5 protein-coding genes are annotated in these 12,733 nt (G+C 53.4%); 4 read left to right on the forward strand and 1 reads right to left on the reverse strand.

The annotated features are described in order from the left end of the window. The first annotated feature begins 138 nt into the window (after nucleotides 1–138). From ACGHAD_RS14340 to ACGHAD_RS14350, 3 genes are all read left to right on the forward strand, one after another. Nucleotides 139–1,443, forward strand: coding sequence for a methyl-accepting chemotaxis protein (locus tag ACGHAD_RS14340; protein ID WP_382417918.1), 1,305 nt, complete (start codon nucleotides 139–141; stop codon nucleotides 1,441–1,443). A 611-nt stretch (nucleotides 1,444–2,054) separates the two neighbouring features. Continuing rightward, entirely contained in the window at nucleotides 2,055–5,699 is a 3,645-nt protein-coding gene (locus tag ACGHAD_RS14345; RefSeq protein WP_382417916.1) for a discoidin domain-containing protein, read from the forward strand. Between the two features lie 159 nt (nucleotides 5,700–5,858). Further along, nucleotides 5,859–9,458, forward strand: a complete 3,600-nt coding sequence (locus ACGHAD_RS14350; protein WP_382417914.1) for a discoidin domain-containing protein — start codon at nucleotides 5,859–5,861, stop codon at nucleotides 9,456–9,458. 68 nt (nucleotides 9,459–9,526) lie between these two features. Here ACGHAD_RS14350 and ACGHAD_RS14355 read toward each other — a convergent pair whose 3' ends face one another. Then, the gene (locus tag ACGHAD_RS14355) at nucleotides 9,527–11,320 is read right to left on the reverse strand and encodes an adenylyl cyclase (protein WP_382417912.1); all 1,794 of its coding nucleotides are present in this window, start codon (nucleotides 11,318–11,320) and stop codon (nucleotides 9,527–9,529) included. Between the two features lie 252 nt (nucleotides 11,321–11,572). Between ACGHAD_RS14355 and ACGHAD_RS14360 the strand changes: the two genes are divergently transcribed. Continuing rightward, nucleotides 11,573–12,727: an MFS transporter gene (locus tag ACGHAD_RS14360; RefSeq protein ID WP_382417910.1), complete on the forward strand. Its 1,155-nt coding sequence runs from the start codon at nucleotides 11,573–11,575 to the stop codon at nucleotides 12,725–12,727. Nucleotides 12,728–12,733: the final 6 nt, after the last annotated feature.

The following is a 12,733-nucleotide window of genomic DNA, read 5'->3' on the forward strand; positions in this document are numbered from 1 at the left end:
TCGCCTGGTTTTGCCGTCAGCCCCATTACGCTTCTTTACCCAAATAATGGCATCTAAAACATCATTCTTCACGTACATAAGGGGATACTAGAACAGGCAGCCGGTGTACCGCTGCAGTCTTTCAGGAGACACCCCAATATGTTTAACAATGCTCTTAAACGGCAAGTGAGCGAGCTACAACACAGTGCGAACGCGGCCAACGCTATTGTTAGCTCAATCAGAGATCATATGGCCTACATCGAGTTTTCACCTCAGGGTACAGTACTCGATGCTAACGAGCTCTTTTTAAACACGACCGGTTATGCCTTAAGCGGTATCGTCGGCAAGCACCACCGTCTTTTCTGTAGCTCGAGCTATGCCGACAGCCGCGAGTACCAAGACTTCTGGCGAGACTTAGCGGCAGGAAAAAGCATCAGTGGTACTTTCGCTCGCGTTACAGCAAGCGGCGAGCAAATATGGTTGGAGGCCACTTACTTTCCGATCTTTCGCGATGGTCAGATTCACAAAATCGCAAAAATAGCCACTGACGTCACCCGAGAACACTTACGATTAAATGCTCAGGCCGATATTACCACGGCCTTAAACCGCTCTATGGCGGTCATAGAATTTAGCCCAGATGGCACCATCCTTACCGCCAACGATAATTTTTTACGTACCGTCGGCTACCGTTTAGAAGACATACAAGGCAAACACCACAAAATATTTTGCACCAAAGACTTCTACCACGAGCGGCCTAATTTTTGGCGCGAGCTATCCCAGGGCGGCTTCAAATCGGGCCGGTTTGAGCGCCGCAGCGCCTCGGGCAACACACTGTGGCTAGAGGCCACCTACAACCCCATTATGGACGACAAGGGTAACGTTTATAAGGTGGTTAAGTTTGCCGCCGACATCAGTGCCCGGGTTGAGCACGCCAAACAAGTGTCGGCCGCCGCTCACGTCGCACATGATTCAGCTCTGCAAACCGCTGACACAGCCGTTAAAGGCACTAAAATGCTCGAGCAAGCGGTGAATAACTTTGCCTCCATCAATCAGCATGTAGAAGACGCGGTGACGTTAATAGATAAGCTCAACGAGCAGTCGTCGCACATTACCGCTATCGTCTCGACCATTAGTGGTATCGCCGAGCAAACCAACCTACTTGCGCTAAATGCCGCCATTGAGGCGGCCCGCGCGGGGGACTCCGGCCGGGGCTTTGCGGTGGTCGCCGATGAGGTAAGGCAACTGGCCGCGCGCACATCGCAATCAACCCAGGAAATCGCACAAGTCGTGAAACAAAATCAAGGACTAACGCAAACCATTACCACCCAGATAAACTCAGTGTCGCACTCTGTTGGCGAGGGAAGCGCGCTCAATGTGCAGGTCGCGGAGGTTATCCACGACATTAATGTTAGCGCAAAAAAGGTATCGCACACGGTAGCAAGTTTATCGCTAAACGAGGATTAACACCGCACGCGAGAAAATTAGGCTCGCGTAGAAATTTGTCCCACCCTTATTTTTATTGGCTTTAAAGAACAACGTCGCGTGCTGGTCGATGCGAAACCCCATCGACCAGAACGCACAAACGCCTCTCATTGTAAACCTACGGGTTACTATCTAGAAAAAATCAGATAATTAAAATCGTAGTAAAAAATAATCTTGTCATTCCCATCGGTCACAGCTCGAAAACGATTTCATGCTGCGAAAACGTTTTCATGGCCCGACGTCACCAATCGCTATAGACACTCTAAAAACCCTGCTATTAAATCTCGTCATCATTCTCATTACGCATTAAGCACAATAACAACATTGGTTGAACGGCTCATGTAATTCGTCATAACCATTGCGATTTAAGATCGTTGCGCAGAAACCCCAATAAACACCGAGCCGGTTCAGCTTTAAATACAGCATATTTCAAGTCGCACCGACACAGCGAGTCGTACCGGAGTGTCGAACGGCACGGATGGCCGCCATCGAAAAGCAAGTCACTCAGCGCGGCGTAACGTTGCTTATGAGTGTAAAACGACTGCTTTTTTGAAAGTTAGAGCACATATAAAGCTAATAAGAGAGGCTAGATAATGACGACATTTAAACCAAAATGGTTACACCCACTCAGTAAAGCCGGGCTAGTGGCCGGGGTACTAAGCATTCCGTGTATGGTATCGGTACAGGCACTGGCGCAAACCAATTTAGCGCAAGGCAAAAACATCAGCGCCACCAGCATCAACGACGTGTACGGCGCCGCTAATGCTAATGATGGCAACAGCAACAGTTACTGGGAGAGTCAGAACAGCGCTTTTCCACAAAATCTAACGGTCGACTTAGGAAGCAGCAATACGGTTGAACAAATCGTTCTAAAACTACCGGACTTTTGGGGCAGCCGCACGCAAAGTATGGCAGTGTTGGCCAGTAGTGACGGCAGCAACTTCACGCCCGTAGCAAGTAACAGCGATTACCTGTTTGATCCCGCTAACTTAAATCACGTCAGCATTGACTTTCCCGATACTGATGCACGCTTTATTCGCTTGCAAGTGACCGGCAACAGCGAGTGGCCCGCGGCGCAAGTCTCAGAGTTTGAAGTTTTTGGTTCAGTCACCAGTACCGAACCACGCAGCGCCTTCAGCCGCATAGAGGCTGAATCGTTTGACAATATGAGCGGCGTGCAGACTGAAGGGACTAGCGACACTGGTGGCGGCGCCAACGTCGGCTGGATTGATAACGGCGACTGGCTGATGTTTGAAGACGTTGACTTTGGCACTGGCGCCTACCAGGTGAGCGCCCGCCTTGCCAGCGATCACTCAGGCGGCACCATGGCGCTGCACTTAGACAGTCCGACGGGCGAGCTGATCGGCTCCATCAATGCCAGCTACACCGGTGGCTGGCAAAACTGGGTAACCGAAACTGCCAACGTTTACGCCGAGGGCGTTCACGACTTATACCTAGTGTTTAACGGTTCAGACGCAGGCGGCCTATTTAACATCAACTGGCTAGAGTTTGATTCAGGCTCCGACGTAAGTTTGCCAACAACGCCACAAGGGTTAAGTGTTGGTGCCGTTACCAGCTCATCGGTCAGCCTGAGCTGGAACAGCTCGGCCAATGCCGACGGTTACGATATTTTGCGCGGCGGCAGTGTGATTGCATCGACCAGCGACACTTATTACCAAGACACCAACCTGAGCGCTAACACCAGCTACGATTACCAGGTACGCGCCTACAACAACGATGGCACCTCGGCGGCAAGCGTAAGCGTAAGCACCACAACCAGCGACACCGGAACCACGCCCACAGGCAGTAATGTTGCCGACGGCAAGCCCGTTAGCGCCTCATCAGCGGATGCCTATCACACAGATGCCAACGCAGTGGACGGCAACCAAAGCACCTACTGGGAAAGCGCCAGCAATAGTTTTCCGCAGCAGTTAACCGTGGATCTTGGCAGCACCCATTACGTTAACCAAGTCACTCTAAAACTACCCGACGATGCCGCGTGGGAAACCCGCACGCAAACGGTCACGGTACTGGGCAGTGACGACGGCACTAATTTTACGAACATTGCCGGTCAAACGGGGGCGACTTTTAACCCGACCTCAAACAACACCGCTACCATTAGCTTTAACGAGACCACCGCACGTTATGTACGACTGCAGGTAACGGCCAACACCGGATGGCCGGCGGCGCAAATCTCTGAGTTTGAAGTTAATGGCTACCCTGACCCAGTTCCGCCTAGCACACCGGGCAACCTAAATGTGACCGGTGAATCGTCTACCGCTATATTCTTAAGTTGGGAGGCTTCAAGCCAAGCCGATGGTTACGAGTTATTGCGCGATGGTGCGGTGGTCGCGGACATAACTTCCACGTTTTACCAAGACACCGAGCTAACTCCGGAAACCAGCTACAGCTACAGCGTGCGCGCTTACAACGAGTTTGGTGCATCCAACACCAGCGGTACTATTACCGCCACAACACTTGAGGAAGGCAGTGATACTAACCCCGATCACCCAGAGCCTAACGATGAGCACGGCGCTAATATGCCGTACGATCGCTACGATACCCAAAGTGCTAACTACGGTGGCGGGGCCATTTTAAAAACCGCGCCCATGTTCGATCAGCTAAAAACCGCCTCCGAAGCATCGAGCCAAGCGTATATCGCGCTGCCTAGCAGTGGCTCTTACGCCGAGTGGACAATACGCAACGACGAAGGCGGCGCGGGCGTTACCATGCGCTTTACCATGCCCGACTCAAGCGACGGTATGGGGCTAGATGGCTCACTGGACGTTTACGTTAATGGTACTAAAGCGCAAACAGTGCCGTTAACCTCGTACTACAACTACCAGTACTTTGCCGTGGGTGGTGGTCACCCCTCAGATGCCCCCGGCGGCGGCAACCCGCTGTTCCGCTTTGACGAAACTCACTGGAAGCTGGCAACGCCGTTGCAAGCGGGCGATGTGATTCGCATCGAGAAATCCAACAGCGACAATCTCGAATACGGCGTCGACTTTTTAGAGATAGAAAGTGTGCCCTCGCCTATTTCTCGCCCGGGCAACGCCGTCGCCGTTACCGACTTTGGCGCAATAGCCAACGATGGCATGGATGATTTAGCAGCGTTTAACCAAGCCGTGGATGCCGCGGTTGCCAACGGTCAGCCACTGTACATTCCACCGGGCACCTTCGACTTAGGCAACATGTGGGTGATTGGCGATGTCGGCAACGAAATTGACGACCTAACCATTATGGGTTCGGGCATCTGGCACACCAACATCCAGTTTACCAACCCCAACAAAGCCTCCGGCGGTGTTTCGTTCCGGGTGGTGGGTCAGCTGGACTTCAGCCATGTGTACATGAACTCGATGCTGCGCTCGCGCTACAATCAACAGGCCATCTACAAAGCCTTTATGGATAACATGGGCACCGACTCACGTATCCACAATGTGTGGGTCGAGCATTTTGAGTGTGGCTTTTGGGTGGGGGATTACGCCCATACGCCGGCCATTATTGCCGACAACCTGCTGATTGAACACAGCCGTATTCGCAACAATCTGGCCGACGGCGTTAACTTTGCTCAAGGCACCAGCAACTCCACGGTGCGCAACAGCAGCGTGCGCAACAACGGTGACGATGGCCTGGCCGTATGGACCAGTAACGTCAATGGTGCACCGGCCGGTGTCAACAACACCTTTACCCACAACACCATCGAGTTTAACTGGCGCGCCGCCGGCATCGCCTTCTTTGGCGGTGGCGGACACGAAGCTACCTACAACTTGATTGTCGATGGCGTGGGCGCTTCGGGCTTTAGGATGAACACGATTTTTCCGGGTTATCACTTTCAAAATAACAACGGCATCGTATTCTCTGACAGCACGATTATCCGCAGTGGTACCAGCTTGGATACCTGGGGTGGCGAGCGCGGTGCGATTGACCTAGAAGCCTCGGTTGATCCGATTCGCAACCTAACCGTATCCAATATTGATATCTACGACACCCAACGCGACGCCATTCAAATGGGTTACGGCGGCGGTTTTGAAAACGTCGTGTTTAACGATATCACCATCGACGGTACCGGCCTTGACGGCGAGGTTGACTCTCGGTTCTCGGGTAAACACTTAGGGGCGGCGATTTACACCTACACAGGTAACGGTAGCGCCACCTTTAACAATCTAAGCACCAGCAATGTGGCTTACCCAGACACCAACTTTATCCAGCAAGGGTTTGATCTGAACATTCAGTAAAACCTATTCACCAGAGTCGCCCTCGGGCGGCTCTGGATGTTACCCGACAATATAACGTCTCTCCTTACTGCTCCGGCGCCTTATGGTTCGCCATCACTCTTTTTTTGCCAGTCGCGCCCAAAACCGGAGAGCTGTTTTTAAACTTTACAGGTTATTATTATGCATACCGCTATCTTTTTACATCGCAAACGCTTAGCTCAGCTTATAGGCCTAATGACCCCCCTGTGTTTTGCCACCAGTGTCACCCTCGCGCAAACTGCGCCAAACAATATTGCCCAGGGACAAAGCATTAGCGCCAGTAGCTACGCCGATGTTTACTCAGCCACTCAAGCAAATGACGGCAACTCATCTAGCTACTGGGAGAGCCAGAACAACAGTTTTCCACAAACGTTATCGGTCGATCTTGGCCAGAGCCGCGCTATCAACCAAGTGGCACTCACCGTACCCGCCAATTGGGGCAGTCGCACTCAGACTATTACATTACTTGCTAGCAGCGACGGCGCCAACTACGACACGCTGGTGAATCAATCCAGCTATATGTTTGACCCCGCTGACGGCAACCGGGTGACCCTTAACTTTGCCGAAGCCAATGCACGCTATGTGCGCTTGAGCATCAGCGCCAACTCGGGCTGGGCTGCCGGGCAAATCGCCGAATTTGAAGTTTACGGCGCAGACCAAACCAACAACCAGATCCGCTACGCCTACGACAAAATCGATGTGGCACAATACGACGGGATGAGCGGAGTACAAACCGAGCCCACCACTGACACCGGTGGCGGCAACAACATTGGCTGGATCGACAATGGCGACTGGGTGCGCCTCAACAACGTCGACTTTGGCGCAAGCGGTGAACTGAACGGCGTAAGCGCGCGGGTCGCTAGCAATCACAGCGGGGGCACCATTGAATTTCACCTCGACAGTACCACCGGCCCCCTGCTTGGTAGCCTGGCGGTTAATAACACCGGCGGCTGGCAAAACTGGACGACCGCTACCGGATCGGTTGCCACAAGCGGCGGCATTCACGACCTCTATCTAGTGTTTAACGGTTCGGACTCGGGCGGCTTATTTAATGTCAACTGGATTGAGTTTGACTCAGGCACTGCCACCTTACCGGCAACGCCACAAGGGTTAGCAGTTAACAATACATCTGCAACCAGTGTCAGCCTAAGTTGGGATAGCGCGGCCTATGCCCAAGGCTACGATATTTTGCGTAATGGCGCCGTGGTTGACTCGACCACATCCACGCAATTTGTCGACAGCGGCCTATCTGCCAACACCGCTTATACCTACGTCATTCGCGCCTATAACAGCGACGGACAATCGAGTCCAAGTGCGAGTGTATCGGCCACCACTGACAGCGAAGTCACGCCCCCAGATAACGATAATGTTGCACTCGACAAACCAGTGAGTGCGTCCAGCTCTGGGCCTTACCATTTGCAAAACAATACCGTCGATGGTGATCAAAGCACCTACTGGGAGAGCGCCAGCAATAGCTTTCCGCAGCGCTTAACGGTGGATCTTGGTAGCACGCACTACATCGACCAAATAAACCTAACGTTACCCGATGATATGGCGTGGGAATCGCGCAGCCAAACACTTTCTATACGTGGTAGCAACAACGGCACCGACTACACGAGCATAAAAAATTCAGCCGCTTATCATTTTGACCCAAACAATGGTAACCGCGTAAGCATCGCATTTAACGAAGTAGGTACCCGCTTTGTCCAGCTAGAAATAAACGACAACACCGGTTGGCCCGCCGCACAAATCTCCGAACTTGAAGTGTACGGCTACCCCGACCCGGTGCCGCCTAACACCCCACAAAATGTAACGATTGCGGGTGGCACGTCCTCTACCCTGTATTTACTGTGGGACGAGGTAGCGCTAGCAGACGGTTACCGTTTATTGCGCGATGGCAATGAGATTGCCGACATCAGCGCCAATAGTTTTCAAGATACCGGATTAGTCGCGAGTACCGACTACAGCTACACGCTCATTGCCTACAACGAATTTGGTGAGTCGGCAAACAGCTCCCCGATAAGCGGTACAACGCAAGCTGAGGGAACAGACCCAGACCCCAATGACGGCCGGGGCGCCAGTATGCCCTACAGCTTATACCAAGCCGAAGACGGTCAGCTTGGTGGCAATGCTCAAGCACTCGCACCCAATCGTATCATTGGCGATCTGGCCGGCGAGGCGTCGGGGCGCCAAGCGGTAACGCTCAGCGACACCGGTGATTATGTGGCTTTTACCAGTGACGAACCAACTAACACGCTGGTCACGCGTTTTTCGATTCCCGACGCGCCCGGCGGTGGCGGCATTGACAGCACGCTCAACATTTACGTTGACGGCCAATTTGAAAAAGCCATTGAGTTAACCTCAAAACACGCGTGGCTGTACGGCGACGAAACGCAACCCAATAATAATCCAAGCTCAGGCCCGGCACGTCATATTTACGACGAAGCCCACGTGATGTTTGACCGCACGATCCCCGCAGGCAGTAACATTCGCCTGCAAAAAGATGCAGCAAACACCAGTGAGTACACAATTGATTTCATCAGCCTGGAACAGGTTTCAGCCATCCCTAATCCCAACCCGGCAGCCTATATCACCCCCACGGGCTTTAGTCATCAGGATGTACAAAACGCCATCAACGAAGCGCGAATGAGCAACACGGCCGAAGGGGTATATTTACCGCCTGGTACCTACGAAACCGCTTACAAGTTTCAAGTGTACGGCAAGCCACTTAACATTGTGGGCGCCGGCCCTTGGTATACAAAATTTACCACGCCGCAAAGTCAAACTAATACCGATGCCGGATTTATGGTAAACAACTCGGCCAACGGCTCGACCTTTGCTAACTTTGCGTTTTTTGGCAACTACACCAGTCGCATTGACGGGCCGGGTAAAGTCTTTGATTTTAGTGGCGTATCGGATATGACCATCGACAACATCTGGGCCGAGCACCAAGTGTGTATGTTTTGGGGGTCATCGGTACACAGCACCACCATTAAAAATTCACGTATCCGCAACACTTTTGCCGATGGTTTAAACTTTACCAATGGCAGTAGCGGTAATCACATTAGCAATATTGAAGCGCGCAGCACCGGGGACGACAGCTTTGCCCTGTTTGGTGCCACTGACAATGGCGGCGGTGTGGTGCAAGACAACCTCTATGAGAACTTAACCGCGATGACACCTTGGCGCGCCGCGGGCTTAGCCGCCTACGGCGGGCAGGGCAACACCTTTCGCAATATCCGCGTGGAAGATACCCTAACCTATTCGGGGCTAACCATTAGCTCGCTGGATTTTGGTTACGCTTTTACCGGGTTTCAAGCCAACCCCACCACCAACTTCGAGGACATCACTATCGCTCGCTCCGGCGGTCAGTTTTGGGGCGACCAAGTATTCCCCGCACTGTGGATGTTTTCGGCATCCGATACGTTCCAGGGTATTCGTATCAACAACCTAGACATTATCGACCCCACCTTTCACGGCATTATGTTTCAAACCAACTACGTGGGTAACAATGCGCAAAACCCAATTGCAGACACTGTGCTCGATAACGTCACCATCTCTGGGGCGCGTATCGATCCGCGCTTCCCCGACCGTTCAGGCTTTGGTATTTGGGCAAACCCCATGCCCGAGACCGGACAAGGCCCGGCCGTCGGTAGCGTTACTTTCACCAACCTAACGCTAACCAACAACGCGATCAACATCCGCAATCAGACCCCGGACTTTACCATCAACATAGAGTAAGCCACGGGTTTTATAAGTGCACAAAAAAGCCCCCGCTGATTGCTCAGCGGGGGCTTTTTTATCTCGCGCTATTTCTCGTCGGCTTTCTCTCCCCAAAAACCATCGTAAAAATTTAACTCGCCCACCTCGGTGGCCGGCCCTTCGCCGTTCACCACGTGGTTAATGCCACCGTTTAAACCGGCAAAATTCGCAATATGATGAATAGCAATGCCAGGGTTATAGGGCGCCTCTAGCGAGTTTTCTAAACGCACATTATTGCTCACCGTGGGCTCACCACGAAAAAAGCTATAAATACCAAAGCCCCAACCATTGTGTGTTTGTACATGGTCCGCCACCTTGTACGAGGCAAAGCCGGCTTTACCGTTATCGTTCCAGGCCGCCATACTCGGCGGCTTGTAGGGAATCTCAGACTGGTAAAAATAAGTGCGGCCGCGCTCGCCATTCCACAAGGTTTGATACCCCTGAAAGTGCTCGTTAAACAAACCGTAAATCGTCACATCGTCGCCGTTAACGACCAGCCCGTTGCGGCTTTTGTTCACATTCCAATCCGCACCGGTACCGTGGTCGGCGCGCCACAACCACACGTGATCAACCAAAACATGGTGACTGTTAATGCGCAGACAAATCTCGGCCAAACCGGCAATAGCGCCCCCCACGCGGCAGTACACATCGTGCAAACTACTGGGGTTGTCCGCGTGCTTCGCCTTGGCGCCTTGCTCGCCCAGATCAATTAACACCGGCGAATTAACCGGACCGGCATCGACCATAACACCCGCTAGCTTTACCCCGTCGACGTCGGCCACGGAAATGGCTGCACTGCCCTGCTGTGGCACCAGGGTGGGCAGGCCAAGGCCAAGTACTACGGTATCGGCACGCGATACCTTTAAGGCGCTATCGAGCGAATAAATGCCAGGCGTTAGCAGTAAGTGCTTACCGGCGGCCAACGCTTGGTTCAAGCTCGCCGCGGTGTCATTGCTGGGCGTCGCGATGTAAAAATCTTTAAGGTTTAATAGCTCGCCCGCTTCCGGCTCGCCACGCCAGCTAACGCCGCTTGTATTGCGCGTCACCGTCGGTACAAATACCGCGTAAGCGCCGCTATCATCCAGCGTTAAAAAGGGCTTTTCGCGAATCACCGGGGTTTGATCAATGATGGTGGTGGGTTCTTCGGGCCACTGGTCAACCGGCGCGCCTTTCACCCCGACAAACACTCGGTTCCAGTTGCCACCCACCCAGCGGCCTAGCTCAGAGTTGCGGGTAAACCACTGCTGCCCGGTGGTAAGACCGGCGCGCCCCTCAACCACCGAGTTTGCCAATACACCGCCGCTGGCCCAACTGCCCTTGTCAAAATTAACGCTACCCTCGACATGCATACGGCGGTAAGGCGCCGCTTGAGATACCGCCCACAACAAGGTGTTGCCATGGTGTGGCTTAACTTTAAAATTTTCGGCGCCGCGCCAAAACATGGTGGTAACTTTATTGCCCTCGGTTGAGGCGATGGACTGGACGGTGCCGTTAATACTGACATCCCCCGGTACTCGACCCAACCCCAGTGCCTGTACGTAATAATCCACCGTTACATTCAAGCCATAGTTGCCAGGTTTAAACAGCAGGGCATAGCGCTCAGAGCCAAATTCATTGTGTTTTTGCTGATGGTGCAGCGCATCCAAGGTATCTTGAATATCGCGCTCGTCCATAGTGTCATCAAACACCAGCACGTGATCGCCAAATATCGATGTATAAGCAGAGGTATCGAGGTTAGGGGGGGTATTACCGTGGTAGCAGCTTAAAAAAACCGCCGCCGAGGCTGCAACCAGCAGCACTTTCACCCCCAATGCAGGGGTTAAAAAACGTTTGCGAAGCATAGAGCACTACTCACTTGTTTATTAGTGTTTGAGTATGCTTCATGTGATTAAAGCGGCAGGGCAGCCGTTCTTGTATATTCTGATCGTACTTGTTTTTGTGAGGCGCGACTACTGCTACCGCTAGCAAGCGCCCTATTAATGCACCGCAGTATACGCGGTCTTAGTGGTCATTTACACTATTTGCCTTATCTTTCGACCGCTAGCGAGCAAAACTTAGTATGCTGTAGCCCCCGCAGTCAACCACGTTATTTTATGATGCCACACCCTGCCAGCCGCCACGCCCAGCACGCCACCCGCGCCGCTTTTTTTATCGCCGGTAGCTCACTCGCCGCCTGGGCGCCATTGGTGCCCTACGCGCAAGCACGGGCTTCACTCAACGAGGCCCAGCTGGGTTTACTACTGCTTTGCCTCGGCATTGGCTCGTTAATCGCTATGCCCCTGTCGGGCCTTTTTGCCTCACGTTTTGGCTGCCGCAAGGTGTTTACTCTGGCCGCTACCGTTTTGTGTGCCGCCCTACCTATTTTGGCCAGCAGTCACACAAGCTGGGTATTGGCCGTCACACTTTTTGTCTTTGGCGCGGCCCTTGGCACGGCCGACTGCGTCGCCAATATTCACGCCGTCACCGTCGAGAAGGCCAGCGGCAGGCCGTTAATGTCAGGCTTTCACGGCCTTTTTAGTCTTGGCGGTATTATCGGCGCGGTAGGCGTCAGCGCGCTATTAAGTATCGGGCTCGCACCGCTGTACGCCGCGCTAAGCATCGCGCTTTTGATCCTGTTGGCGCTGGCCATCACCTGGCGCTATTTACTAAGCCATACCGCCAGTACGCAAGACGGACCACTCTTCGCACTGCCCCACGGCATCGTTCTGGTACTCGGCGGCCTGTGTTTTATCGCCTTTTTAGCCGAGGGCGCGATGCTCGACTGGAGTGCCGTTTACCTAACCCAAACGCAAAATATGGCAACCGCACAGTCGGGGTTGGGCTACGCCGCCTTTGCGCTGACCATGACCATTGGTAGGCTCAGCGGTGATTGGCTGATTCACCGCGCGGGATTGCTTCGGGTGTTGGTAAGCGGCGCGGCACTCGCCGCCGCGGGAGTGGCGCTGGCCACTTTGGCACCTAGCTGGCAACTGGCCCTGGTGGGTTACGCACTCGTGGGGATGGGTGGCGCCAATATCGCCCCTATTATGTACTCGCTGGTGGGCAAGCAAACGACTATGCCTGAGGCCCAAGCAGTCCCAGCACTGACCACCCTTGGCTACGCCGGTATTTTGGTAGGGCCGGCAATGATTGGTTTTGTCGCCTATGTCACCGGGCTAACCGCTGCCTTTTTGATTGTCGCGGGATTACTGCTACTGGTGGCCCTAATCGGGCCGACGCTGGGGCGGTCGCTACCTCAAGCGCAGTGATCGCGG

The organism is Gilvimarinus japonicus, assembly GCF_042847215.1.
GTDB classification, from domain to species: Bacteria; Pseudomonadota; Gammaproteobacteria; order Pseudomonadales; family Cellvibrionaceae; genus Gilvimarinus; species Gilvimarinus japonicus.

Bases quoted from the DNA above. Each gene is read 5' to 3' on its own strand.
- ACGHAD_RS14350 (WP_382417914.1), top strand. From the start codon at position 5,859: ATGCATACCGCTATCTTTTTACATCGCAAACGCTTAGCTCAGCTTATA.
- ACGHAD_RS14355 (WP_382417912.1), bottom strand. From the start codon at position 11,320: ATGCTTCGCAAACGTTTTTTAACCCCTGCATTGGGGGTGAAAGTGCTG.
- ACGHAD_RS14360 (WP_382417910.1), top strand. From the start codon at position 11,573: ATGATGCCACACCCTGCCAGCCGCCACGCCCAGCACGCCACCCGCGCC.
- ACGHAD_RS14340 (WP_382417918.1), top strand. From the start codon at position 139: ATGTTTAACAATGCTCTTAAACGGCAAGTGAGCGAGCTACAACACAGT.
- ACGHAD_RS14345 (WP_382417916.1), top strand. From the start codon at position 2,055: ATGACGACATTTAAACCAAAATGGTTACACCCACTCAGTAAAGCCGGG.